The sequence below is a fragment of the Enterococcus sp. 5B3_DIV0040 genome, from assembly GCF_002140755.1.
In the GTDB taxonomy this organism is placed as follows: Bacteria; Bacillota; Bacilli; order Lactobacillales; family Enterococcaceae; genus Enterococcus_D; species Enterococcus_D casseliflavus.
This window is the reverse complement of the sequence record NZ_NGLC01000001.1, coordinates 1,063,127-1,088,833: the sequence shown is the minus strand read 5'-3', so window position 1 is coordinate 1,088,833 and position 25,707 is coordinate 1,063,127. Positions and strand designations below refer to the sequence as shown.

Below are 25,707 nucleotides of genomic sequence, written 5' to 3'. Positions count from 1 at the left end.
ATTCATTAATTTTCTTCAATGCTGGTTAATTCACCAAATAACTCTTGCGCTTTTGTTACTAAGTCGTCATTTTCTGGTTCGACAGGAGCGGCTTCGGTCTCTTCTTGCTCTACTTCAATTTCTGACTCTTCCGTTGCTTGACCGCCAGCCAAAAACTCTTGTCGTAGCGTCGGCCAACTTTCTTTTGTAATAAAGACAGCCTGTGGGGCGTAGTCTTTGATCATACGGGACAATTGATTATGGATCATCAATTGAAACTCTTGGTCGTTACTTGCTCGCTGACATAAGATCTCATAGTCAAAAGCGATCACGACGCCCGATTCGCTGGCAGCTTTTGCTTCACTGGAGTGCAGCATAGCTCTTTGCGTCACGGAAAGAGACATCAAAAGATCGTCCCAAACATTACGAACATTTGCCAAGTCTTTCTTCGTTGCACTTTTCAGCACTTGGAACACGCGTTCCTTTGGTAAACGGAACGTAGTGGTCGCCTTGGTTTTCTTCACTGGCGCGGTGGTTTCAGCAACGGCACCTGTCGGTCGATTCTCTTGCAGTCGTTGCACCTCTGCCTGAAGTTTTTGCAGTGCTTGACGTAACTGCGCCACTTCTTGACTATTGTCAGCTGAATTGCTGGCAACAGCAGCACTTTCTGGATCATTGGCTAATTTGACCGCAGCCACTTCCAAATAGATCGTAGGATTGTTCGTAAATCGTACTTCATTTTGCGTATCGTTTAAGACCGTGATCCAGTGATAGATTTTTGCTGGCGGGGTAATTTTTGCCAGTGTTTGAAACGCTTCAGTCAACTGCAGAGACTTTTCAGATAGCAGCTGCGGCGCTTGTTGATACATCAGCAAGTCTCGACAATAAACCAACAAGTTTTCCAATAAACGGCGGGCTTCTTTACCAGAGGCTAATAACTCCCGCAAGGTCGCTAACGCATCGGCAACTTCTTTTTCCCCACAAGCCTGCATCAGACGGTCCATCATTTCATAGGACAAGCTGCCCGTCACTTCTAAAGCATCTTGGGTCGTTACGGTTCCATCACTAAAAGCGATCGCCTGGTCGGTGATACTCAAGGCATCCCGCATACCGCCTTCTGCGGCTCGCGCAATGATCTGTAAAGCTTCTGCTTCGTAATTGATCTCGCTAGTAGTAAGGACCGTTTCCAAATGACCCACGATGTCTTGCGTATTGATCCGTTTGAAATCAAATCGTTGGGTTCGGGAAATAATCGTTGCTGGAATCTTATGGGGCTCTGTTGTTGCCAAAATAAAGACAACATTTTTCCGTGGTTCTTCCAATGTTTTTAGTAATGCATTAAATGCGCCTGTTGACAGCATGTGCACTTCATCAATGATATAAACTTTGTATTCTGCTTGGGTCGGTGCATAGTTCGCACGATCACGAATAAAGCGAATTTCTTCTACACCGTTGTTACTTGCCGCATCGATTTCGATCACGTCTTCTTGCGTTCCTGCTGTGATTGAGCGACACATGTCACACTCATTGCAAGGCTCGCCATTGACTTGGTTCGGACAATTGATGGCTTTGGCAAAAATTTTCGCTGCACTTGTTTTCCCGGTTCCTCGAGGGCCCGTAAACAAGTAAGCATGCGAGATTTGATTTTGATCGATTGCATTTTTTAAGGTTTGGGTAATTGCTTTTTGTCCGACAACATCATCAAAACGCTGAGAACGCCAAACACGATATAATGCTTGATAGGCCATAGTTTTCCACACTCATTTCAAAATTCGCTACCTTCTATTATACGTAATATCAGCTAAAAAAACCACCGTTTGCGTGGTGGAATCTCAAAAGAAATGGAAATTTAATTCGAAGAGCCATTCCGCGCGCTTTCACTCACTATATCCTTTTATTCCTCCCTATTTTCAAGAAAAAAGACCATTCCTCTTCTCCAACTTTAGACTGATAACGTAAATCTCACCTCCTATGGTATAATGAATCTACGTTCATCTATTGTGATGAAAACAATTTAAAGGAGGACTGAAAATGGGTATTATCAAAGCGGCAACAAGCGCAATTGGCGGCGGATTAGCAGATCAATGGCTAGAGGTGATCGAGCCTGACAATATGAGCGATTCGACAGTAATGACAAAAGGTGTCAAAGTGCGGCGTAATGACAAACGCGGTTCTAACAGAAAAGGCACGGAAGATGTCATCACTGATGGGTCAGTGATACATGTCTATCCGAATATGATGATGTTATTGGTTGATGGCGGGCGAATCATCGATTATACCGCTGAAGAAGGCTACTATACCGTCAAAAATGAATTAGCGCCTTCGATGTTGAATGGTTCATTGAAAGATGCGATTTCTGAAACCTTCGACCGCTTTAAGTTTGGCGGCGTTACACCACAAAAACAACAAGTTTTTTATATCAATCTTCAAGAAATCAAAGGAATTCGCTTCGGTACTTCATCGCCTTTGAACTATTTTGACAACTTTTATAACGCAGAACTATTCTTACGGGCGCACGGAAACTATTCCTTACGAATTACCGATCCAATTTTGTTCTATACGAATGCGATCCCAAAAAACAAAAGTCAAGTCGATATCAACGACATCAATGAGCAGTACTTAGCTGAATTTTTGACCGCCCTACAAACAGCGATCAACAAAATGTCCGCTGATGGCGAACGAATTTCTTACGTTCCATCTAAGAGCATGGAATTAAGCAAATATATGGGAACAGTTCTTGATGACAGCTGGCGAGAACTCCGCGGCATGGAAATCGTTTCTGTTGCCGTAGCGAGCATCTCTTATACGGATGATTCCGTAAAACTGATCAACATGCGGAACCAAGGGGCAATGTTAGGCGACCCTTCGATTCGTGAAGGCTATGTTCAAGGTTCGGTTGCTCGTGGTATGGAATCTGCCGGTAGCAATGCCGCTGGGGCTACGACTGGGTTTGTTGGCATGGGCATGGGGATGAATGCTGGTGGCGGTTATTTGAACCAAGCGTCACAAAATAACCAACAGCAAATGCAGCAACAGGCTTCCGCACAAACCAACGCAGATCATTGGGACTGTCCACAATGCGGCACCTCTAATACTGGTAAATTCTGCAGCAATTGCGGGACGCCAAAACCAACGAGCGATGGACCAAGCCTGAAAATGAAATGCAGTGATTGTGGTGAAGTGATCGATTTAGCCAACGGCATTCCAAAATTCTGTCCGAATTGTGGCAAACCTTTCAAAGGTGTCCCAGTAGACTAATTGAGGAGGATTGCTGATGGATGTTATCACACATAAGTGCCCCAATTGTGGGGGCGCTTTAACCTTTGAACCTGGTGATCAAAAATTTCATTGTCCATTTTGTCTGAGTATTTTTACTGAAGACGAAGTCACTGCCTTCGAAGAAAAGCAAAAAGAAGCGCAGATGGCCGATACTCCTGTCTCAGATCCTTCTGCAACGACCGAAGCCGAACCGTCCCTTCAAGAAGAAGTTAGAGAGCAAGCCGATGCACAAGCGGGGCAGATGGACCTTTTTACCTGCCCCAGCTGCGGTGCAGAAATCGTGACGGATGCAACGACGGCCGCAACCTACTGCTACTTTTGCCACAATCCTGTCGTCTTGTCAGGACGGCTTTCAGGAGAATTTTTACCTAACAAAGTCCTCCCTTTTGCCATCGAAAAGGAAGAAGCAACTGCGAAATTCTTAGAATGGGCGCAAAAGAAAAAATTTGTGCCACGGGATTTCTTCGATCAAGCACAAGTAGAGAAATTGACTGGTGTGTACTTCCCTTATTGGGTCGTCGATGCTGAGATGAATGGCTCGCTTTCAGGTATGGGTACCTCTTTGCGTATTTGGCGCGTTGGTGATATTGAATATACTGAGCACAAACAATACGATGTCTTGCGACGAGGAAAAATCAAGGTGAATGAATTGCTCAAGCATGCGCTGTCAAAAAACGTTCAGCAAAAAATGGTGACTGGCGTTCAGCCGTTTCCCCTTGAAAAAGCTGTTAATTTTCGCAGTCAGTATTTAGCCGGCTTCCAAGCAGAAAAAAGAGACATTGAATACATTGATCTTTCTGACGAAGTCAAAAACGAATTATCGGGTTATGCTGAAAATCTGCTAGCAGGTACCGTCAATGGCTATACTAGTTTTAAACGCAACAATCGTTCCATCAATCTAACAAAAGAAGAAAACAACTACGTTTTGCTTCCTGTATGGCTAGTGACCTATCGAGCCGATGATGAAAACAAGAGTGCCTTTTATTATGCGATGAATGGGCAAACCGGAAAAGTCAGCGGTGTTTTACCGATTAGTTACAAGCGCTTGGGAATCGTCAGTGGCGCAATTTTCGCGGCAACGACCATCCTCGCATTGATTGGAGCGTATTTCTTATGAAAAAACTATCTTATTTGTTGTTACTGCTGGTTGGTTTTTTCTTAACCGCCCTGCCCGCCTTCGCAGCCGAAGAGACAGTCGCAGACCACGCTGGACTCTTTACCGAACAAGAGATCCAGAAGTTGAACGAAGAAGCAGAAGCGCTGAATGCAAAGATCAAAGGCGAAGTTTTTATTCAAACAACAAACAGCAATACGGGAGATATCGAGTTGTACACTGATCGATATCTTTCAAGACGGATCGGCAACGACAACAACGGTTCGGCATTGGTGATCGATATGGCGCAACGGAAATTTCACGTTTCGACTTCCGGAAATATGATCGATTATCTTACCGATTCACGTCTAGATAAGCTACTTGATGCGGTATTTGACCAGATGGCAGAGGGAAATTATTATCAAGCTGCATTGGTCTATCTGCAAAAAGCAGAGGGTTTTGTGGAAGCAGGTGTTCCTGCCGATCATTATCGTATCGATCGTGATACCGGAAAAATTACTTATTACAAAGTGATAACGCCACTAGAAATTGCTATTTGCTTAGCGATCGCGGCAGTGATCAGTATCGCTTTTTTCATCATTGTTAAATCCCGTTACCAATTAAAAATGGGCGGCTACAAATTTAACTATCTAGAAAAATCAAGTATTGATCTGACCCAAAAAGAAGATCGCTTAGTCAATTCCTTTGTCACAACCAGACGCATCCCCCGTCCTTCGAATAATGGTGGAGGCGGTGGTGGCGGTTTTTCTGGCGGCGGCGGTGGCAGTACGACCCACTCTTCTGGTGGCGGAACATTCGGCGGCGGCGGACGCAGCTTTTAATTTTTCAAGAGTTCCTTTAATCAGGAACTCTTTTTTTGTTGACAATTTTCATAAAAACATCTACCACTTAGGAAAATATAGGAATTGAGTTGATTTTATGTTTGAAATTATTAGAAACAATAAACTTTTTATCAGTTTGAGTAGTTTGCTAGTTTTTTTGACTGTCCTGACAAACCTCGCTTTCCCTTTGCTTCTACAAGAAGATCACGCACTGCGCTTTGATCATCTCGTCGGCTTATTAGCGTTCATATTAAGTATCACTTATTGCGCGCAATTCTTATTGATTGTGATGAAAGAGCGCTATGCAGCTTCGATGAATGTTCGCCATCTCTTAGAATTGTTAAAAAAAATGAAAAGGAAGAGTTATGTAGAACTCTCTGAAAAGGAGCCCACTTATCTATTAAACCGCATCTTTGGCGTTGTTGATTCCTTATACTTGTTTATTTGCGGTAGTTTTAGCGAATCCATTCGCTGCTTTTTCTTATTGCTGATCCCACTTTTTTTGTGTTTCCAATTGCATTATTTACTGGGTTTCATTTTACTATCGCTATTTCCCATCAATGTTTTTGGGTTTCGATGGATCAATCAACAGTTGAGTATTAAGATGAAAAATATGCAAGAAGCATTTGCTCTTAGCAATAAGGAAATGTTAACAACATTGTCCCATATTGATACAATGAAGCAATGGAGTGACGCTGTTCTTGAGCAGCTGTTTTCCTCTCAATTGACATCGATGTATCAAACATTAGCAAACACCAATACTTTTGCCCAAACGACTAGTTTAGTCCTTAATGCGATCAATCAGATCGCCCAGATCGGCGTCTATTTGTTTATGATTCAAGGAATATTACAAGATGAACTGCCAACCTCTGCGTTGATTTTGATTGGCGTGCTATTACCCATTTACTTTTCTGCATTAAGTGGTTTAACGAAAATCAATCTTGATACAGCTACTCTGAGGACCAATCAACGTTTTGTTAACGAAGAATTGGCTGCTCCCGATGACCGCTGGAACCAAACGTGTGAAGCTACTCTGAGTCTTACTTTCGACCACCCTGTCGTATCCATTGGCAACCACAGCTTTTCCTTTCCCATTGAAGAAACCTTGAAACCTGGTGAACATATTTACTTGGCTGGCGCTTCAGGAAAAGGAAAATCAACGTTTTTAAAGGCAATTGCTGGCCTTTATCCATCAGAAGGAATTTCGCTTTCAACGAAGAGTAAACGCATCAAGCCAAGAAACCCTGAAACAGATAAAACCCTCTACCTTGCTCAAGACCCTACGATTCTCTCTCGGACAATTGAAGAAAATCTTGTATGGGGAAGAAAAATGACGAGAGAAGAAAAAATAATTATCGAAACCTCTGGTATTTTAGCGCCCATTTTTCAACAGCGCTCATGGACTAGCAGGCTTACGGAAAATGGTGCCGACTTGTCTGGAGGAGAAAAGCAAAGAATCGCTCTAGCTCGCATATTATTAAGTGATGCTGAAATCATTCTTTTAGACGAAGCTACCAGCAGCCTTGATGATGAAGCTGCCGAAAAGATTATGAAGTATTTAAAAAAACATGCAGAAAAAAGCATTATCATCTATACTAGTCATAAGAAAGAGGAGCAACGCTTTTGTGATCGTACAATCGCTTTGTAGGAGGAACCGATGAAAGATTATTATACCGTTGAAGAAGTCGCTGAAAAACTGGGCGTAACGACTCGAACCATCCGAAATTATCAAAAGACCAACCAACTTAAAGGGACAAAAATTGGCGGGCAGTGGCGCTTTTCTTACAAAGATGTGGCTTCGTTGATGGGCGAACCATTTGAAGATCCCCTGCTTTCTTTTGCTTCAATACGTTCAGAAAAACAGATACCCGAAAGCTTACTTGCCATTGATTTCTTTATTGAATCAGAGGAATTGCTACAACAGCAAAAAAAAATCGTTATTGATGAGTTCAATGCACTTTACTCAGGGGAAAGTCGGCGTTTTTACTTTGAAAAAATCAACCCAACGATGGCACGATTTACATTGATCGGACCGTTGAAATATGTAACAACCTTTGGACAGTGGATCGAAACAATACTTTCTCTCCCAAAGTAATCATCTGAGCGCCTGCTTTGAATTTAAAAGAAGAGACCCAATTAGGAGAATGTCTAATCAGGTCTCTTCTTTCTTTTTTGGAAGGCTTGTTGCACTCAGATGATTTCCTTAAACACAGAGAAATCAATATTGCCGCCGGAGACCAATGCCACAGTTTTCTTTCCTCGAAGCAAATGATCGATCTGTCCGCTTAAAATCGCCGCCGTACTTAATGCACCAGCCCCTTCTGCGATGACTTTTTCCCTCAATGCTAAGTAATGGATCGCTTGTTCGATATCGGATTCTTCAACTAAGACCGTTTCATCGATACGGGTCTTTAAAACATCATAGGTCAGTTCCCCTGCCAAAGCAACATCACAGCCATCGGCGATCGTTCTACTGCGGCGATTGGCTACTAGCTTTTGCTGCCAAAGTGAGGCGATCATGCCATAAACGCCATAGGATTGAACGCCGATGATTTTGACTTCTGGACGAAGTTCTTTTAAGGCTAAAGCAATCCCAGCAATCAACCCACCACCGCCGATGGGAATAATGACATTATCAACATCTGGAAGATCCTCCAACAGTTCGATCGCAATCGTTCCTTGCCCCTCCATTACTGCACGATCATCAAAGGGAGAGACAAATACTTCGCCACTATCTTTCATGGCGTCTAGTGTCAGTTGTTTGGTTTCATCAAACGTCTCTCCTGCTAAAACGACTTGTGCGCCATAACTTCTTGTCGCCTCTATTTTTGTTTTGGCAGCCGTTAATGGCATAAAGATTCGGACATTGATCCCCAGTAACGATCCGGCGAGAGCAACACCTTGCGCATGATTTCCTGCAGAACAGGCAATGACACCGCGAAGTTTTTCTGCATCAGTCAATGACGCGAGTTTGTTATACGCCCCCCGCGCTTTAAAGGAGCCGGTACGCTGTAGATTTTCTAATTTCAAAAATATCGTGCCCTCTTTTTCTTTGCCTAAAATATTACTTGGTGCAAGTGGTGTATGGATCATGATTGGTTTCAATCGTCGATACGCAGCAGCGATCCCCAGACTGTCCGTCAACACTTCCTCAATCACAAACGTTCCCCCTTTTTTGTTTTTTTATACTCTCATTGAAGCACAGAACTTGTAGAAAAACAATCTGGGGAACTCGTACAAGCAAAGATCGGTTCCCCTTTCTTTACACGTCACTGTCACCAAATATTCTTACAGAAGAATTTTCAGAAAATAATGACATTTCTTTTCTGAAGTGCTATACTTAGAAAAATTAAAAAAGGGTGTGAACGAATGACAATCGATTGGTCAAATTTAGGGTTTTCTTATATCAAAACGCCATGGCGTTTTTTGGCAACATGGAAAGACGGTTCTTGGAATGAAGGCGAACTTACCGAGGATAATTATCTGCATATCCACGAGGGATCAACCGCTCTTCATTATGGACAGCAATGTTTTGAAGGACTAAAAGCCTACCGAAGAAAAGATGGCGGCATCAATTTGTTCCGTCCAGACGAAAATAGCAAACGGATGAACCGCAGTGCCTATCGCCTGCGTATGCCAGAGGTTCCTGAGGCCTTTTTCTTAGATGCGGTAAAACAAGTAGTAAAAGCAAATCAGGAATATGTTCCGCCTTATGGCAGCGGCGCCACCTTGTATATTCGTCCTCTATTGATTGGCGTCGGAGAAAATATCGGTGTAAGCCCAGCACCAGAGTATATTTTTACGGTTTTTTGTATGCCGGTCGGACCTTACTTTAAGGGCGGATTGACACCAACCAATTTCATTGTTTCTGATTATGATCGCGCGGCACCAAATGGTACTGGCGCAGCCAAAGTTGGTGGAAATTATGCGGCGAGTTTGTTACCTGGATACGAAGCCCATCAACGGAAATTTTCCGATTGCATCTACCTTGATCCAGAAACGCATACCAAAATCGAAGAAGTCGGTTCTGCCAACTTTTTCGGGATCACGGCTGCTAATGAATTTGTGACACCAAAATCTCCTTCTATTTTACCAAGTATCACAAAATATTCATTGCTGCATCTAGCGCAACATTCATTAGGATTGACCCCTGTGGAAGGTGATGTTTATCTCAATGAGCTGGATCGTTTTGTCGAAGCGGGTGCCTGCGGAACAGCTGCTGTTATTTCCCCGATCGGCGGGATCCAAAACGGCGAGGATTTCCATGTGTTCTATAGCGAAACGGAAGTTGGTCCACAAACAAAAGCATTGTATGACCAATTGACCGGCATTCAATTCGGCGATATTTCGGCACCAACCGGTTGGATCTTTGATGTTCCATTGGATTAAGCGAACCGGGCTACATCCTCTTCAACCGAACGATCACTACGGACCGTTCGGTTTTTCTCTTTCTATCGATCAATTTATCATCACTGCATCAGAATTGATTGCCACAACTCTTTTGACTTGTTACAATCATAGCAAAGGGAGGCGTAATGATGGGCAAACGATTCGGCTATTCTTTGCTAGCAACAGCCTTGTATTTGGTGGTTTCCAATATTGGTAATCTCGTTTTTGGTATTAACCGCAGCTTTAGTTGGACCACAACGTTGTGGGAAGCATTTTTCTTTTTTATTTTCGTGTTCTTATTCCAACAATTTCGAAAAAAATAAGCAGCGATCCTCGCTCATAAAAAAACGAGGATCGCTGCTTATTACTTTTTAGGAATCTCAGCCTCTAACAAAAAAAGCGCCAAACCCCTTCATACGAAAAGATTTGACACTAAGAAAAATTATTTAACTGTTACTGAAGCGCCAACTTCTTCTAAAGCTGCTTTCAATGCTTCAGCTTCGTCTTTAGAGATGCCTTCTTTAACTGCTGAAGGAGCTCCGTCAACGACTGCTTTCGCTTCTTTCAAGCCTAAGCCAGTTGCTTCACGAACTGCTTTGATAACTTTAACTTTTTGATCGCCAGCTGCAGTCAATTCTACAGTGAATTCAGTTTGTTCTTCAGCAGCACCAGCATCGCCAGCTCCACCAGCTACAGCTACAGGAGCTGCAGCAGATACGCCAAATTCTTCTTCGATAGCTTTAATTAAATCGTTTAATTCTAAGATTGTCGCGCCTTTTAGCTCTTCGACAATGTTTTCAATGTTCAATGCCATTTTGTTTTCCTCCATTTAAGTAAGTAGTTTAGTTTTTAATACTGAAAAATTATGCGGCAATTATGCTGCATCTTCTTCTTTTTCTGCCACTGCTTTGACAGCGTAAGCCACGTTGCGGATAGGTGCTTGTAGCACAGATAGCAACATAGAAAGAAGTCCTTCGCGGTTTGGCAATTTCGCCAATGCAGTAATTTCTTCCAATGAAGAAACTTTGCCTTCGATGATACCGCCTTTGATTTCTAAAGCTTTTGCGTCTTTTGCGAAATCGTTAATGATTTTTGCAGGTGCAACAACGTCTTCGTTACTGAATGCTACGGCAGTAGGGCCAGTGAATACTTCACCTAAACCTTCTAGACCAGCTTTTTCAGCAGCACGAGAAAGAATTGAGTTTTTGATAACTTTCATCTCAACGTTTGCATCACGCAATTGTTTACGTAAGCGAGTTACTTCATCAACAGTTAGTCCACGGTAGTCAACAACGACTACAGATGCGGCTGCAGAGAATTTTGCACTCACTTCATCAACGATCGCGGATTTTTTAGCGATAGCTGCTTCACTCATTTATATTTCACCTCCTGATTTTGATGGAAGAGTTTCTTCGAAACAAACTGTTCCTTTGTCCTATAAAGGACAATAAAAAAACTCTATGCCACCGTAGACATAGAGGGACTATTGAAGATTCTCAATAAACGTCCTCGGTAGGAAATTAAGGCAAATGCCACCTACTGTCTTCGGTACAGTTAAACTTTTAACCTTGACTACCTTACCACAGATAAGGTAGTCAAGTCAATAAAAGTTTTGAATTTTTGTATTAAATTAGAAAGAAGCTTGTTCTACATGGATCCCAGGACCAAATGTTGTTGTAACTGAGATATTTTTCATGTATTGCCCTTTTGCTGCTGAAGGCTTAGCTTTCAACAATGTTTCATGGATCGTTTTGAAGTTTTCAATCAATTTGTCATCTTCAAAAGAAACTTTTCCGATTGGTACGTGGATGTTCCCAGCTTTATCAACACGGTAAGTAACTTTACCAGCTTTTACTTCGTTAACTGCTTTTGTTACGTCCATTGTTACTGTACCAGTTTTAGGGTTAGGCATCAAACCTTTAGGGCCTAATACACGACCTAATTTACCAACAGTAGCCATCATGTCAGGCGTTGCAACAACAACGTCAAAATCGAACCAGCCACCTTGGATTTTTTGAACCATATCGTCGTCACCAACGAAATCAGCACCAGCTGCTTCTGCTTCTTTGGCTTTATCGCCTTTAGCAAAAACTAAAACTGTTTGTGTTTTACCAGTACCGTTTGGTAATACAACCGCGCCACGGATTTGTTGATCCGCTTTTTTAGGGTCTACGTTTAATTTGTAAGCAACTTCAACCGTTGCGTCGAATTTTGCAATATTTGTTTCTTTTGCCAAAGCTACTGCTTCTTCAACTGAATAAGCTTTTGTAGCATCAACTTTTTTCAATGCTTCTTGCATTTTTTTGCTTTTTTTAGCCATTTTGTTTCCTCCTTGATGTGGTTATAACGGTAGAACCTCCCACGTGTCCCATATTTTTCAATATGAAGCCGACTGAGAAGCTACTTCCTTAGGGCTGTAATTATTCTACAGTGATCCCCATGCTTCGTGCAGTTCCTTCAACCATGCGCATTGCTGCTTCAACGTCAGCTGCGTTTAGGTCTTCCATTTTCAATTCAGCGATTTCTTTTACTTGATCGCGTGAAACTTTTGCAACTTTTGTTTTGTTTGGTTCGCCTGAACCTTTTTCAACGTTTGCTGCTTTTTTCAACAATACTGCTGCTGGTGGTGTTTTTGTAACGAAAGTAAATGAACGGTCTTCGTATACAGAGATCACTACTGGAATGATCAAACCTGCTTGATCAGCTGTACGAGCATTGAATTCTTTAGTGAATCCCATGATGTTGATACCCGCTTGACCTAGCGCAGGACCTACCGGCGGAGCTGGTGTTGCTTTACCTGCAGGAATTTGCAATTTAACGATTTTTTCTACTTTTTTTGCCACGAGACATACCTCCTTGAGTCCGTGATGTGGTTAATTGGAGATCCAAATTTCTCCTCCCACTTTAGTGATTCATGTGCACACACAAAAAACGTGTGACGAAAGCACACTGGAATATTATAGCATCTTTATGGAATAATTCAAGGTTTTTCAGCTGATTTTTTTGAAAAAATGCTCACCAGCGCTTTTCGTTAGTCCATCGCTAAAAAAAGAAATAAAAATCACTTGCTTTTGGTCTGCTTTTTTCATTCTCTCATTTTTTTATGCTACACTACTACTGGAATTCTTCCCTATTCGTTTACTACTATCGAGGTGAAAAAAATGGAACAATTAAAATACCGCAGTGTATTTGACATAATCGGACCCATCATGGTGGGTCCCAGCAGTTCTCATACCGCCGGTGCTGCCCGGATCGGAAAAATCGTTCGCAGTATTTTTGGCGAACAGCCAGACAGTGTAGATATCCTGTTGTATGAATCGTTTGCTAAAACCTATCGCGGTCATGGAACCGATATTGCGTTAGTTGGCGGTCTCTTAGGCATGGAGCCAGATGATGCTCGCCTAGCGGACTCTTTAAAAATCGCTTATGAGAAAGGGATCGAAGTCTTATTCGTCCCTAAAAAAGAAAAAGCGGAACATCCGAATATGGTCAAGATGATTTTGACAAAAGGTAGCCACAAACTATCTGTCACTGGCATCTCGATCGGTGGTGGCAACATTCAAATCTCAGAGCTTAACGGCTTCAAAATTTCTCTGACACTGGGTACCCCTACTTATGTGATCGTCCATCAAGATGTTCCGGGAATGATTGCGAAAGTAACCAATTTACTATCAGAGGCTCAAATCAATATCGGTACGATGACCGTTACGAGAGAAGCTGTCGGTGATAAAGCAATCATGATCATCGAAGTCGATCAGCGCAATGATCAGCTGGCGCAACAAATCAAAGTTTTGCCGCACGTTTACAGCGCTGCGTATTTTGATTAAAGGAGATAAGCACATGTTCTATACAATAGAAGAGTTAGTAATAGAAAGTAAAAATTATCCTTCCGTTGCAGAGATGATGATTGCGATCGAAGCAGAAAATACTGGTCGTAGTCGCGAACAAATCCTTGCAATCATGGAAAAGAATTTAGTTGTTATGGAACAATCAGTCGCTGAAGGTGTCGCTGGTGTAAAATCGGTGACGGGATTGACCGGCGGCGATGCGACTCGCATGAACGACTACCTTGCTGCCGGTGATTTTTTAAGCGGAGAAACCATTCTACAAGCGGTCCAAAATGCCATTGCAGTCAACGAAGTCAATGCGAAAATGGGCTTGATCTGTGCAACACCGACTGCCGGTAGTGCGGGTGTTGTTTCTGGTGTATTGATGGCCGTACGTGAGCGTTTGGCACTGACTCGAGCGCAACAAGTCGACTTTTTGTTTACAGCCGGCGCCTTTGGTCTGGTGATTGCCAACAATGCCTCGATTTCCGGTGCCGAAGGCGGTTGTCAAGCAGAGATCGGTTCTGCTAGCGCAATGGCAGCGGCGGCTTTGGTTTGTGCAAAAGGTGGCACCCCCCACCAAGCGGCTCAAGCGGTGGCGATCACCCTCAAGAATATGATGGGCTTGATTTGTGACCCTGTCGCGGGCTTAGTCGAGGTCCCCTGCGTGAAGCGCAATGCCCTGGGATCTTCCCATGCCTTTATCTCTGCCGACATGGCATTAGCAGGAATCGAAAGTGTCATCCCACCTGATGAAGTGGTCTTAGCGATGTATCAAGTAGGACGACAAATGCCTAGCATTTTCAAGGAAACGGCTGAAGGTGGTCTAGCCATGACACCGACTGCCCAACGCCTACAGGCAGAAATCTTAGAAGCCAATCGTTGATGTTTTTTTAGAAATGAACACGAATAAAAACCAACCAAGAACAACCAATCTTTGCTTGTTCTTGGTTGGTTTTCATTTTCCCATTATTTCCAACGACGAAAAGGCAAGCACTCCCTACTTGTTAAACAAGTAACAAATGACATTGGCGGTTTTTCTACTCCCACTCGCCTACCCTATAGTGTTTCTTTTGGGCAACGGGTTTTAATACCTTCACAGGCTCGGAAAATTTAGGTTTTCCTTCTGTTTGATCCAATGGGACCAATGGCTGCTCGCTTTCTTGTGCTTTCAAGTCCATTTGTGGTTTTTCATCCTTGGTAGCTTGCGCCTGATCGGCTGATTTTTGCCAAAGCTGTTTGCTGAGATCCAATAAGGGAATGATCATCATGGCGACTAGCCCGCCAGAAAAACCATTATTATACAGATTCAAACCTCCATGTAAGAAATCAATATTCAGTACCATTGAGGCGTGCACAAAACCGACCACCAAGCCGCCTTTCCAGCCATAGGCATTTGTTACTGCACAGAGCATCATCGCAAAAATCGCTGACGTGACTGTAACCGTCTCGTTGATGGTGTATACGCTCAATAGATTGGCAATCGTCACCCCTGCCAATAAAGGCAGCGAGTTAAAGACATGAGAGCCACAAGCAGAAAAGCCGATGACGCAAAAGATCGCACCGATAACTGGTCCATTTAAAACCGCACCAATACTGACGACATATGCCACAAGCAAAAACGTCATCAATCCCATGTTGATCATCGTATTATAAACGCCGGTATCACGTAAGATATCTCGTTCGATTTTGCCACTATGAGACCAAATCGCTCGCGTATTCAATCGTTTTTTCTTGATTGCCATCAGCGACCCATAGCCTACGAACACACTTCCTAAAACCAGCATCATGAGAATCAAACGCGGCTGCTGTTCTTGCGACACCAATGTTCTTAGCTCAATCGTTAGGCCAAACATCCGACAGATAGCGGCGACTAATGTACACAACATTCCTGAAGTGAATCCAGCACTGTATAAACTGACGCTTTGAAATAGTCCTTGAAAATATAAGGCCATGGGAACCATCAAAAAACCGGTAAAAATTCCAATACCGTACCCCATCACCAAGCTAAAATAAGGCGGTAGTGAGTCATTGAATGCAAAATAGCTGACGATTGGAGAAACCGACGATCCATACAAGGCAATCAACAGAAATTTTTTCAATGGTTCATTCATAAAATACGAATACAGACGGACGCCTAAAAATATCGGGATAAAATTTAGTAGATTTTTCCCAAAAAAACCATACCCAGTCACCATAAAGATAGCAGACACCGCGCCTCCTGTGATCGGCACCCGATAATGATAGCAAATCGAGATCGCTACAAACGTCATCAAACTGCTGTTTAATAAAGCCGACCCTACAGAAGTCATAGCAATATAATCTGTCACAAGATGACTTTCCGAAAATAAAATCAACTTGAGCTCTTCGACTGCCACCCTTGGATCGAAAAACAACATGGCAAAGAAAAACAGCAGCAAATTAAAAAGAAACAACAAGCTATACCCATTATGTACAGAGATCATCCCTTTAGTATGGGGATGAAAATCATTGTGAAACTTTACTCTAAAAAAAGCAAATAATTTTGACATAAGACCCCTTCCTCTTATAAAGCGCTTACTCATTTTGAGAAAAAAAGTGGGCCAACGAATTGGTCCACTTTATTCTCATTACTGTTATTTTACCGTAAATGAGCCGTTCATGCTAGTCTATCCAGCAGTTAAATTTTATCTACTTGCTCAAAATCAAGTTCTGTACTGGTTTCACGACCGAACATATCGATGTTCACTTTTAGTTTTTGTTTTTCTTCATCGATTTCTGCTACTTGTCCTTCTAGACCAGAAAACGCACCTTCGATGATTTTGACGGTTTCGCCAATTTCGACTTCCAGTTCAACTGTCCGAGTACTCATACCGATCGAACGTAAAATTGAATTGATTTCTTCTTGTAATAAAGGCGCTGGCTTGCTTCCTGCACCATGAGAGCCAACGAAACCTGTTACCCCAGGAGTATTACGTACAACGTACCAAGATTCATCCGTCATGACCATTTCAACTAATACATAGCCAGGAAATGTTTTATGAACGATTTCTTTGGTTTTGCCGTTTTTTTCTTCTGTTTCTACTTCTTCGGGAACGACGACACGGAAAATATAATCACCCATCCCCATGCTTTGTGCACGTGACTCTAGGTTCGCTTTTACTTTGTTTTCATAGCCAGAATACGTATGCAGTACATACCAATTTTTTTCAAAAGATTCCATTTTTTTCGGACTCCCCATCTTTTTTGTAAAATAAAAAAACCTCAGCTGCACCGAAGTTTTTCCTCAAAGCGATTATAGCACGATTTGTGATAAATGACTAGCGCTATCAGTAAGAAGTGTTACTTTAGGATCCAATTGAAGACCGTTTGAATCAGTGTATCCATCACAAAGAACATCAATGCAAAAATAATGGTTGTTTGAATCACCACAAATGTATCTTTGCGTAATTGTTTTTTTGATGGCCAAGAAACGTTTTTCATTTCTTCAACAACATTTTTCAAAAATTTCATTCGATTCCCTCCTTACTTCGTTTCACGATGCAAAGTATATTGATTGCAATACTTGCAAAATTTGTTGATTTCAAGGCGTTCGCCTTTTTTACCTTCACTGACTGATTTTGAATAGTTGCGGGATCCGCAGACAGAACAAGCCAAAGCAGCTTTTTTCGTTGCCATCTTAGTGTCCTCCCCCTTTTTATAAAGTTTTCCAACACTAAAAATACCATTTATTTAAGATTGTGTCAATTTTTGATTTTCTGTCGTATAAATATAGTTTCTGCTGATTTTGTGGTATGATAATGGTGTTAAATGGGTATTTGGGAGGGAAAATTATGTTATTAAAAACAATGGTTTACAAAAAACGCGATTTAACAACGGTAAAGGAAACAGCTACCTTAGAAGAAGCGCTGGCAATTTTAGAAGAGTCTGGTTATCGTTGTGTGCCTATCCTAGATGAATCAGGAAAGATTTTTAGAGGAAATATTTATAAAATGCACATCTATCGCCATAAAGCAAATGGCGGTGACATGACTTTACCCGTCACCTATCTGCTAAAAAATGCGACGAAGTTCATTTATGTCAACTCTTCATTTTTTAAGGTTTTCTTTACAATCAAAGAATTGCCTTATATTGCGGTACTAGATGAAAACAATCAATTTTACGGCATCTTGACTCATAGTTCCTTATTGAATATGTTGTCACAATCATGGAGCGTCGAACAAGGAAGCTATGTGTTGACGATCGCATCAACAGGTCAACAAGGCGACTTAGCGGTTATCTCAAAAATAATCGCAAAATACAGCAGTATCGCTAGCTGTATCACTCTCGACATCGGTAAAGACGAATTTATTCGTCGTACGATGATCACTTTACCAGCAAACACATCAAAAGAATTATGCGACAAGATCGTTGCGCAACTAGAAGCGAAAAACTTCAAAGTTGTGGAGATCGAAGACTTAAAAGCAGAATAAAATAAAAGATCATTCCTTCATTTCTTAGGAATGATCTTTTTTCTTGTTTTTTGAGAACCATCAAAGCAAAAAACAAGCTTTTTTTACACGCGCTTATCGAAGCGAACGGCACGATTGATGATATACATCACCGGTGCCGTAATCGTCATTACAATAAATTCACTCAATGCCGTTGTTGCAAATGTTGGCCAGAAAGGCAATGCTAAGGTGATATTTAGCATAATCGCAATCAGGAACATACTTAATGAAAAAACAATGGTATTAAATGCCAGTCTTACGAAAACATTTGGAATCTTCTTATATACCAATGCAGTTGCTCCTAAAGCCAAGAAGCTTCCGAAACCGCCGAATACGACATCCAAGATCCCCATTCCAAAGAACATGTTATACACTACAACCCCGCCAACGACACCCCACATCAATTTTCTGTTGAAAACGACCAAGTGATTCAATCCTTCAGATATCCTAAATTGAATCGCTCCTGAGGCAACGGGTGAGACTAGAACCGTTACAGCAACATAAAGTGCCATAATGATCCCATTGGCTGCGACGACACGCAAACGTTGATTGGTTAGATTTGTTGATTTTTCCATTTGATCCCTACTTTCTCCGAGTTTTGATTACGCGGGATGGTTGATGAACCGCGGTGCGCTTCGCACAAGTACTTATTATACACATTAATAGCCATATATCAATGTTAAACCGGCCATTTAATCATCAAATCATCTCGAAATCACCTGACAAAACTTTATGCAGATGGAATTGCTCCCTCTGTTCCTTCATTCGTTGATTCAAAGAAACACTTCGCAGCTTTCATTTTCTAGCCCTATTCGACTATCAATGAATCATCCATCGTCAGATTTCCTAATGGCTTGTGATTCAATCTTTACCCTTGAAAGAGATGGCAAAAATATTATTTTTACGCCTACCGAAGAAATGAACGATGAAGATGGTGGCTTTGTGTTGAAACCTCGCTAAATCAAGGCGCATCTCGTGATGAAAGGTTAAGTGCTGAATTACTTTAAGATTCGTCGGATCTACGCACAGAAATCATCTTGAATACGTAAAACATCCCTTTTCGCTAACGGAAAGGGATGTTTAGAATGAATCAGACGATTCAGTTACTTTTTGATCAAAAATAGCTTTCTTCTCGTTGCCTCGTTACCTTTTCGGTAAAGCAATTTCTCATAGATGTTTACTCAGCGAATGCCTGCCACACCTCTATTTAGCTGGTCGAAAGCCCGCTTTGTAGGCTTCCACCTCTGTCTTGAACATCCGAATTGGACTGGTCGTTTTATTATAATATTGACTCCCCGGTATATGATAAATCTTTTGTTTGGAGCCTTTGATCAGCCCTTTGCCCCGTTTGTCTACATATTTTTTCAGTCCATCTCTAAATGCATCATTCGTCGTTCCAGGTGCTTTCCCACCTTTTTTCACCAGTTTGACCTGGATTGCTTCCAGTTGAAAACCAAAGCCAGACGTTCCTGAAGACTGTCCGTTTTTCGCCCACCCCATCCAGCCAAATTGTTGTGCATTGACTCGATAATAGACATCGTAATACTTAGCGATCTCACCGGTGAGTTTGATTTGGATCGCCTCCAACCGTTGCCCTTTTCCACTTGTACCAGATAGAGTCCCATTTTTTCTAAACGATTTTTCCCATCCTTGTTTCTGAATGGAGGTTTTATATTCAATATTCCCTTTGTATTTTTCGTTAGTAATTTTTATCTTGATTGCTTCAAGTCGCTTGGCTTTCCCTGTGGTCCCTGACGTCTGACCGTTTGTTTTCCATGATTGCCACCCTTGAGACTGGATATTTGTTTGATAGCTCACACTTGGTGAAGATGCAGCAAAAACTGTCATCGGAAAAACAACAAAGCCAAGTAAAAGAACAAATAGTATTGACACTTTTTTCATTTTAAACCCTCCTTATTTTGATTATCTCAATATAATATCTAAAAAACAAACTTTTTATGAGCAATAAATATTTTTTTATCAAAACACTTATTTAAACGTTGAACAGACTGAGAAATAAAAAAAGGAGTCTTAAGCGATGGCAACGAAAGTCAATTCATTTAGGGTTGGGGTCACTTATTGTATTCCTTTCAACACTCAAAGTTGAAAATTGCATGGTATCAAGCTAGCTTCTCGACGACTGATAAAATTTGCCTGTCAACGTACGATGAAAGAATCGTTGTTCATTTTTCTGAAAATCTAAGCAATTGACCGTCTGCAATGTGGTATAATCGACTTCGTTGAAATTTGTTTTGAGAGGATGGCATGATTGAACTTATTTGGATTGACCTTTGGCTTAAGAAATGTAAAAACTGGAATCAGTGTATTCCTCTGTATTTTGATTAGTGTTCTTTTGAATCGTGAAACCTACGTCGTATCAACGATCACAGCTGTTTTCACATTAAGAGAAGATCATGAGAATACCGTCAAATACGGGAAACATCGGATTGCCGGTAACAGCTTCGGCGCAATCGCTTCTGTATTTTGTATTGCGATATTTAACTTTTTCGGACATTCGTCCTTTATTCAAATGATTGCAATCCCTTTAGTGATCATGTTAATGATCGCTTTATTGGTCAAATTTGATTACTCCGAGGGAACAGTTGGTGCTTGTGCCACACTATTGACGATTTTATTTATGATTCCTCAAACTGAATCTTACTTGTATGCTTTTAATCGAATTGTTGATAGTTTTATCGGCATGACGATTGCAATATTGGTGAACCGCTTTTTTCCATTTCCGAATAAAAGTACCGCAGGGACGAAGACGACAACAAATGAGAGTGATTCATTTTAAAAATGAAAAAGAAAAAAACCATCTCAAAACAGCTTTGAGATGGTTTTTTAAGAATGGATCAGTTACTGAAAAGAACTTGTTGGTCTTCAATTAATGGATAAGAAATCGGTACATTACCTTCCAAATCTTCTTTATTCATATCAACTGCAACGATTTGACTATTTTCATACGTACGATAGTAATAGATTCCTTTATCTGTATTGCAGCAAGAAGAATAAATCGTGTACTCATAGCGCTCATTGCCTATGTCACAAAGTCCTTTTTGTTGCTCAACCGAACCTAAAATATGGAAGAACTGACTAATGCTTTCGGATTCAGATTCTCCAGAAACGGAATTCAATCGGGTAAAAGCTACTTTGACAAAGCGAGACATCGAAGAAAGATCTCCTGGCAGACCTAAGCCGCCCATTCCACGACTATATTCATCAAAATCCACCTTGTCAGAAAAATGAGTTTCCGGAGTTTTCGATGATAACACACGGTAATTATTCAAATTGAACAATTGATAGTCAAATGGTGGATTATTTGTCAAAACTCCCACCGGATTTTCATGAATATGAAGGCCATCACTCATACTTTCCACAACGATGGCACTTTTTTTATCAGCAATCATCCAATGCAAAGGCGATAGAGGCAAATCTTCACTAAAATTGATCCGAACGAGATTGACATTGGCTAATAGCCCTTTTACCTCTTCGACAGTAGCGCATTGTCCTAAGAGCCATGGGATGAACTCAAAAGGCGTAACATTCTCTTTTCCTTCTTGAAATTCATTGTAGACAGCATTTTCTGGAAAATTCAATCCAGCGATACCTAAACCTTTTTCATTGACCGCATCATAATACAGTGGATACTGAGCGACACCAGCAGCAATCCCAATCATTGCATAATGGTGATCTATTTTACTTACTTTGCGAAATTTGAATGGATAATTTCTCGGAGTAATGGTCACTACTTCTTTATAAGAAACATCATAATCAAAATTTCTGCCAAAATAATGATCTTTCGTTACATAAGTTAACGCAGTACACATAATACTTCCTCCTAAAATAAGTTTTTTTACACTTCTAATTTACTCCTATCGCTTTTTTTTAACAAGGAAAAAGCAATAAATAATAATAAAAATACAATTAAATGATTTAAAATCATTTTAATGTACCATATAAAGAAAGATGAATCTAGTTGGACTTTCCATGGCTATCCTTACCTTCTCACAGATTCATTTTGTTTACAACTCCTTCAGAAGAGCTTATCATGATCGGCGATGATCAAAATTTTCTCCTTTCTCCTTTACCTTTTATTTAAACTATTTAAATTTATCTAAAAGACAACTACCAAATCATGTAAGCGATTGCTAAAAGAGAAAAATGTGCTATACTATAAGTGTAAGGAGCAAGGATTCCCAGTAAAGCAGACGAAGCAGGTTCTGCAAGAAAAGAATTGTTGTCAACTTAGAATAAAAGACAAAGGATGTGGGAATTTGAGTTACTCCTTACTAATTGAATAGGATTCGGCGATGGGCATCATTACCTGAGGATCAAAGTGGACATAAGAACCTTTGAAAACCCAGAAAGCACAATCGTCGAATCTATTTTTTTGCTCTTTTTTCAGGCATCGTCTCCCCGCCTTCTGTCGAAACATGCTATAATTAACCGCATTGAACGAAAAAACGATATGGAGCTATTCATAAAATGAACTATTATTATCACTTCCTCGTAAACCCTGCTTCAGGTAGTGGACGAGGAAAAAAAGCGGCGGAACGTGTGCAAAGAATCGTAAAAAAACATCGTTTCCCCCATCAAATCTACCTAACCAAATCACCCGGCGACGAACGGTACATCACCAGAAAACTCTTAAAAGAACGCCTTTTGCCTTGGGATGATGTCTATTTAGAAAATGGCGAGATGCTTTATCCATTATTGGTGGTTATCGGCGGTGATGGAACGCTGCACCAAGTAGTATCAGAGTTACAACTTGAACAACAACAAATTCCCGTTGCTTACATCCCCGCTGGCTCGGGAAACGATTTTGCGCGAAGTATCGATCTGCCACGAGAGCCGGAAAAAGCGTTTTGGAAAATTGCCGGTACTACTAAGCCCCAAGAATTGGCCATTATCCGCTATGAAGAGCAGATCCAAGAGGAAAACGGCATCGCTCTTAATAATGTGGGTATTGGTCTTGATGCGGCAATCGTCTATACCACCAATCACTCTGTGGCAAAAAGCAGTCTTAATAAGTTCAACCTCGGCTCCTTTTCCTATATCGCTGCAATTATCCGCGTTTTGTTTCTTCAAAGAGGTTTTCCGATCTTAGTCGAGTGTAATGGGCAACAATTCAGTTATAAAAAAGCTTTTTTGTGCACCACGACCAATCATCCTTACTTTGGCGGCGGTGTTGCAATCGCCCCAACCGCTTCAGTCAGAGAGAAAAAGTTTGATTTCGTACTCGTTGAGCGTGTGTCGATTTTCAAGATTTTCTGGCTGATCGGTTTACTGATGCGTAAGAAACACATGAATTCACGCTACTTTCATCATCTCTCCACGTCGAAGCTGAGAATTATCTCTACCGTGCCCCAACATGGACAAGAAGATGGCGAAGAAATGGGCCAACGTCCCTTTGATATTACCTTTACTACTGCCAATCAATTATTTTGGTGCCCATAAAGAAAACGATACAAATCAGCAACGATTTGTATCGTTTTTTTCTGTGTACCTGTTAGTTTTTCGCTGAGTTGTACTGCCAACGAGGACTGCCTTCTTTTCCCAAAACAAAATGAATCATTGAAAATACTGCTGCAAATGCAACCAAGACAAAGCCATTGAACCAAAACGATTCAGTAAACCCTTGATTGTACGTGAGGGTCTCGCTAATCAAGGTATTGTTTTGAACAAACCAATACGTTGGTGTAAACGCCGCGATTTTATTGACGATATCTGGCAGGAAATTAGCTGATACAAAGACACCACCGATAAAACAGCTGCCGGTTATAAAGATATTGCTGATCCCGCCGATTGCTTCTGAATTTTTCACCAGGGAAGTGACACACGCCGAGAAGCTGATGACTGGTAATAAAAACAAGAACGTGTTCAAAATGTGGTACCAAGCTGCTGTATCCCAAGACGTGCGGATCACTAATAACACCATCAGTAATAAAAAGCCGAAAGTTAAGAGCAGCGAATAACTGATCAAGCTTAACAGGATTTTCCGCTGTAAGACACGTTTAGCAAGAGGGGCGCTCTGGTTTCGCTTGCTGATTGCTTTGCGATTAAAGGCCATATTGATCACGCCAAACCCGCTAAATATTGATAGAAAGAGACCATATGACAATAAGTTAAAGGTCATGCCTGTTAACATTTTTTTCATTCGTTGACTATATTCTGTACTGAGTTCAACTTGCCCAGTGACGGCTAGCGCTGTTTGTGCTTGTTCTATCGCCTCACTAACTGTTTTACCTTCTTCTTTAAAAAGCAAAAGCGTCTGTAAGTACGTGTTCACTTGCTGGGTGACAATGGTTTTAGAGAAAGCATCTGGCCGGCTTTGAATCTCGATTGCTGGCATCTGGCCGGCCTCCACCTGTTCCGTGAAATCTACTGGTAAATGCAAGACGATGTTTATGCGATTAAAATAAAGGGCATCATCAATTTCTTTTTGTGAGGTACCCTCCAAAGTGACCAAGGTCTGCTTCTCCTTCAAGTAGTCCCGAAGACCGTCAACGACTGGCGACTCCTCTTCACTGATCAAAGCAATGTTGGCTTCTTGTAAAGAGGTGTTTTCGACGTCGATGCTTTGTGCATAAAAGAATGTAACTCCCACAGTGATCAGTACTCCAATTAGTAAATTCGACTTATTGGCCTTCAGTAAAGTCCAAATCGTTTTATAAAGCGTCATAGCGCACCCCTCTTTCGATCCAAGTATTTCCAATTGCGAAAAGGACGATAAAGCCAGTCAACCATAAAAGATTGGTATAAAAGCTAGCCAGATCTGTATAGTAGTATAATTGATAGAGACTTTCACTGATCAAATTGACGAGATTTATTTGCCCCAGTATCGGCACATGTAGATCAAGCCAATACTTGATTTGTTCCGAGCCCATCATCCCGGCAAAAAAGCTCATCGCCATCGTCACGGAAATCAAAATGCCATCCTTTTGCACCAGATTCATTTTTGGCGTCAGATTTCCAATCAATGTTCCTAGCAAAATCGCACACAATGATCCCAACGCGGCAACCAGTAGTAGCCACTGCCATCGTTCACCAAAGTCTACTTGATAGACAAAACGAAAAACCGCTAAAATAATGTAGACTTCTACTAACACAATCGTAAAACTCGCCGCTAAATTCGCACTTGAAACCAATGTGCGTTTTCTTGGTATCAAGGAAAGCCGAATCCCATTCGCGGATTGATTGGCTTGCTGATCCTGAACATTGCGAACACCCCACATCGTCCCATAGAGGATCGCCATCCCAATCAAAGTAAAGAAATAAAAACTTTTAACACTCATGTCACGATCAGCATTCACTTCTTGAAAAGTCGCTTCCTGTTCAAACGCGGCCATAATTGGTGCAAGATCAAGCGTTTCAAGTTCTGCTGCTTTACTAGAAATAATCGCTGTACGTTGTAAAAATTGATCCATTACATTTTTCATCAACGTCTGACTCATGCCCGCTTGCCCCACATGGAGTGAAATCGTTTCGTCAGCTATCAGATAAAACCCAGCTAAATCACCCGCATTCAGCTCTTCAACTGCCTCTGCTTCTGATAGTTCCTTAAGATCAAATAATGGTTTTTCATTGATTTCCACTTGTTCAAGGACCGCGGAAAAATTTTCCGAAAGCGCTGATTGATCCCCGTTTTTTACGATTCCCGTCGTGATTGTCTCTAAATTTCCTGCTTGATCGATCTCCCCAAAGGCCGCCATAAACATTAGGCCTAAGAGAATGGGAAACGCCAACGTCCAAAACAGCATGGATTTATTTCGCAACAGCACTTTTGTGCGATATTTGTAAAAATGCCAAAACATGTTTTCCCCTCC

Annotated in this window: 27 protein-coding genes and 1 other annotated feature; of the genes, 12 read left to right on the top strand and 15 right to left on the bottom strand. The window is 41.4% G+C overall.

Annotation, left to right across the window (positions count from 1 at the left end; translation table 11 throughout):
• Window positions 1-5: 5 nt before the first annotated feature.
• Window positions 6-1,727 carry a DNA polymerase III subunit gamma/tau gene (dnaX, locus tag A5883_RS05230; RefSeq protein ID WP_086338103.1) on the bottom strand — a complete coding sequence of 574 codons (1,722 nt, stop codon included), beginning with the start codon at window positions 1,725-1,727 and terminating at the stop codon, window positions 6-8.
• A gap of 283 nt (window positions 1,728-2,010) precedes the next feature.
• On the opposite strand from dnaX, the gene A5883_RS05225 reads away from it, so the two are divergent.
• From A5883_RS05225 to A5883_RS05205, 5 genes are all read left to right on the top strand, one after another.
• On the top strand, window positions 2,011-3,237 hold the full coding sequence (locus A5883_RS05225) for an SPFH domain-containing protein (RefSeq protein WP_086338102.1): 1,227 nt from the start codon (window positions 2,011-2,013) through the stop codon (window positions 3,235-3,237).
• Between the two features lie 16 nt (window positions 3,238-3,253).
• Window positions 3,254-4,375 carry an ATP-binding protein gene (locus tag A5883_RS05220; protein WP_086338101.1) on the top strand — a complete coding sequence of 374 codons (1,122 nt, stop codon included), beginning with the start codon at window positions 3,254-3,256 and terminating at the stop codon, window positions 4,373-4,375.
• Entirely contained in the window at window positions 4,372-5,193 is an 822-nt protein-coding gene (locus A5883_RS05215; RefSeq protein WP_005236637.1) for a TPM domain-containing protein, read from the top strand. Before A5883_RS05220 ends, A5883_RS05215 begins: the two co-directional genes overlap by 4 nt.
• A 97-nt stretch (window positions 5,194-5,290) precedes the next feature.
• Window positions 5,291-6,841 (top strand): ATP-binding cassette domain-containing protein, encoded by a 1,551-nt coding sequence (locus A5883_RS05210; RefSeq protein ID WP_086338100.1) that lies wholly within the window; start codon window positions 5,291-5,293, stop codon window positions 6,839-6,841.
• Window positions 6,842-6,850: 9 nt separating this feature from the next.
• Window positions 6,851-7,288 (top strand): helix-turn-helix domain-containing protein, encoded by a 438-nt coding sequence (locus tag A5883_RS05205; protein ID WP_005236643.1) that lies wholly within the window; start codon window positions 6,851-6,853, stop codon window positions 7,286-7,288.
• 95 nt (window positions 7,289-7,383) lie between these two features.
• On the opposite strand, the gene A5883_RS05200 is transcribed toward A5883_RS05205, so the two are convergent.
• Window positions 7,384-8,352, bottom strand: a complete 969-nt coding sequence (locus A5883_RS05200; RefSeq protein ID WP_005236650.1) for a pyridoxal-phosphate dependent enzyme — start codon at window positions 8,350-8,352, stop codon at window positions 7,384-7,386.
• A gap of 210 nt (window positions 8,353-8,562) precedes the next feature.
• On the opposite strand from A5883_RS05200, the gene A5883_RS05195 reads away from it, so the two are divergent.
• Window positions 8,563-9,582 (top strand): branched-chain amino acid aminotransferase, encoded by a 1,020-nt coding sequence (locus A5883_RS05195; RefSeq protein WP_086299571.1) that lies wholly within the window; start codon window positions 8,563-8,565, stop codon window positions 9,580-9,582.
• 149 nt (window positions 9,583-9,731) lie between these two features.
• Complete coding sequence (locus tag A5883_RS19115; RefSeq protein WP_005236653.1) at window positions 9,732-9,905, top strand: hypothetical protein; 174 nt, start codon at window positions 9,732-9,734, stop codon at window positions 9,903-9,905.
• Between the two features lie 119 nt (window positions 9,906-10,024).
• Here A5883_RS19115 and rplL read toward each other — a convergent pair whose 3' ends face one another.
• The 4 genes from rplL to rplK form a co-directional block, all read right to left on the bottom strand.
• Window positions 10,025-10,396 carry a 50S ribosomal protein L7/L12 gene (gene rplL / locus A5883_RS05185; RefSeq protein ID WP_003127081.1) on the bottom strand — a complete coding sequence of 124 codons (372 nt, stop codon included), beginning with the start codon at window positions 10,394-10,396 and terminating at the stop codon, window positions 10,025-10,027.
• A 60-nt stretch (window positions 10,397-10,456) separates the two neighbouring features.
• On the bottom strand, window positions 10,457-10,957 hold the full coding sequence (gene rplJ / locus A5883_RS05180) for a 50S ribosomal protein L10 (protein WP_005236672.1): 501 nt from the start codon (window positions 10,955-10,957) through the stop codon (window positions 10,457-10,459).
• A gap of 65 nt (window positions 10,958-11,022) precedes the next feature.
• Window positions 11,023-11,149: a sequence feature (ribosomal protein L10 leader region), on the bottom strand.
• 63 nt (window positions 11,150-11,212) lie between these two features.
• Window positions 11,213-11,902: a 50S ribosomal protein L1 gene (gene rplA, locus A5883_RS05175; protein WP_005229790.1), complete on the bottom strand. Its 690-nt coding sequence runs from the start codon at window positions 11,900-11,902 to the stop codon at window positions 11,213-11,215.
• A 100-nt stretch (window positions 11,903-12,002) separates the two neighbouring features.
• Complete coding sequence (rplK, locus tag A5883_RS05170; protein ID WP_005229787.1) at window positions 12,003-12,425, bottom strand: 50S ribosomal protein L11; 423 nt, start codon at window positions 12,423-12,425, stop codon at window positions 12,003-12,005.
• A 318-nt stretch (window positions 12,426-12,743) separates the two neighbouring features.
• On the opposite strand from rplK, the gene sdaAB reads away from it, so the two are divergent.
• A complete protein-coding gene (gene sdaAB, locus A5883_RS05160) occupies window positions 12,744-13,409 on the top strand; it encodes an L-serine ammonia-lyase, iron-sulfur-dependent subunit beta (RefSeq protein WP_005229781.1) in 666 nt (221 codons plus the stop codon).
• Window positions 13,410-13,422: 13 nt separating this feature from the next.
• Window positions 13,423-14,295, top strand: a complete 873-nt coding sequence (gene sdaAA, locus A5883_RS05155; RefSeq protein WP_086338099.1) for an L-serine ammonia-lyase, iron-sulfur-dependent, subunit alpha — start codon at window positions 13,423-13,425, stop codon at window positions 14,293-14,295.
• Between the two features lie 154 nt (window positions 14,296-14,449).
• Here sdaAA and A5883_RS05150 read toward each other — a convergent pair whose 3' ends face one another.
• The 4 genes from A5883_RS05150 to rpmG all read right to left on the bottom strand — a co-directional run bounded on the left by A5883_RS05150 (window position 14,450) and on the right by rpmG (window position 17,066).
• Window positions 14,450-15,940 (bottom strand): DUF1576 domain-containing protein, encoded by a 1,491-nt coding sequence (locus A5883_RS05150; RefSeq protein WP_086338098.1) that lies wholly within the window; start codon window positions 15,938-15,940, stop codon window positions 14,450-14,452.
• Between the two features lie 128 nt (window positions 15,941-16,068).
• Complete coding sequence (gene nusG, locus A5883_RS05145) at window positions 16,069-16,611, bottom strand: transcription termination/antitermination protein NusG (protein ID WP_005229769.1); 543 nt, start codon at window positions 16,609-16,611, stop codon at window positions 16,069-16,071.
• A 119-nt stretch (window positions 16,612-16,730) separates the two neighbouring features.
• Entirely contained in the window at window positions 16,731-16,901 is a 171-nt protein-coding gene (gene secE, locus A5883_RS05140; RefSeq protein ID WP_005229766.1) for a preprotein translocase subunit SecE, read from the bottom strand.
• A 12-nt stretch (window positions 16,902-16,913) separates the two neighbouring features.
• Window positions 16,914-17,066: a 50S ribosomal protein L33 gene (gene rpmG, locus A5883_RS05135; protein ID WP_005229764.1), complete on the bottom strand. Its 153-nt coding sequence runs from the start codon at window positions 17,064-17,066 to the stop codon at window positions 16,914-16,916.
• Between the two features lie 155 nt (window positions 17,067-17,221).
• Here rpmG and cbpA point away from each other — a divergent pair, with 155 nt between their 5' ends.
• Complete coding sequence (gene cbpA / locus A5883_RS05130) at window positions 17,222-17,860, top strand: cyclic di-AMP binding protein CbpA (RefSeq protein WP_008379786.1); 639 nt, start codon at window positions 17,222-17,224, stop codon at window positions 17,858-17,860.
• 83 nt (window positions 17,861-17,943) lie between these two features.
• Here cbpA and A5883_RS05125 read toward each other — a convergent pair whose 3' ends face one another.
• Together A5883_RS05125 and A5883_RS05120 are read right to left on the bottom strand one after the other, a co-directional pair.
• On the bottom strand, window positions 17,944-18,453 hold the full coding sequence (locus tag A5883_RS05125; RefSeq protein ID WP_008379785.1) for a QueT transporter family protein: 510 nt from the start codon (window positions 18,451-18,453) through the stop codon (window positions 17,944-17,946).
• A 628-nt stretch (window positions 18,454-19,081) separates the two neighbouring features.
• The gene (locus A5883_RS05120) at window positions 19,082-19,780 is read right to left on the bottom strand and encodes a sunset domain-containing protein (protein ID WP_005236686.1); all 699 of its coding nucleotides are present in this window, start codon (window positions 19,778-19,780) and stop codon (window positions 19,082-19,084) included.
• 367 nt (window positions 19,781-20,147) lie between these two features.
• On the opposite strand from A5883_RS05120, the gene A5883_RS05115 reads away from it, so the two are divergent.
• Window positions 20,148-20,675, top strand: coding sequence for an FUSC family protein (locus A5883_RS05115; protein ID WP_005236688.1), 528 nt, complete (start codon window positions 20,148-20,150; stop codon window positions 20,673-20,675).
• Window positions 20,676-20,733: 58 nt separating this feature from the next.
• Here A5883_RS05115 and bsh read toward each other — a convergent pair whose 3' ends face one another.
• Window positions 20,734-21,708: a choloylglycine hydrolase gene (gene bsh / locus A5883_RS05110; protein ID WP_086338097.1), complete on the bottom strand. Its 975-nt coding sequence runs from the start codon at window positions 21,706-21,708 to the stop codon at window positions 20,734-20,736.
• A gap of 658 nt (window positions 21,709-22,366) precedes the next feature.
• On the opposite strand from bsh, the gene A5883_RS05105 reads away from it, so the two are divergent.
• On the top strand, window positions 22,367-23,338 hold the full coding sequence (locus A5883_RS05105) for a diacylglycerol/lipid kinase family protein (protein ID WP_005236695.1): 972 nt from the start codon (window positions 22,367-22,369) through the stop codon (window positions 23,336-23,338).
• Between the two features lie 52 nt (window positions 23,339-23,390).
• Here the strand turns inward: A5883_RS05105 and A5883_RS05100 are convergent, their stop codons facing one another.
• Complete coding sequence (locus A5883_RS05100) at window positions 23,391-24,563, bottom strand: ABC transporter permease (protein ID WP_016613262.1); 1,173 nt, start codon at window positions 24,561-24,563, stop codon at window positions 23,391-23,393.
• Window positions 24,550-25,695, bottom strand: coding sequence for an ABC transporter permease (locus A5883_RS05095; protein WP_034878640.1), 1,146 nt, complete (start codon window positions 25,693-25,695; stop codon window positions 24,550-24,552). Before A5883_RS05095 ends, A5883_RS05100 begins: the two co-directional genes overlap by 14 nt.
• Window positions 25,696-25,707 lie beyond the last annotated feature (12 nt).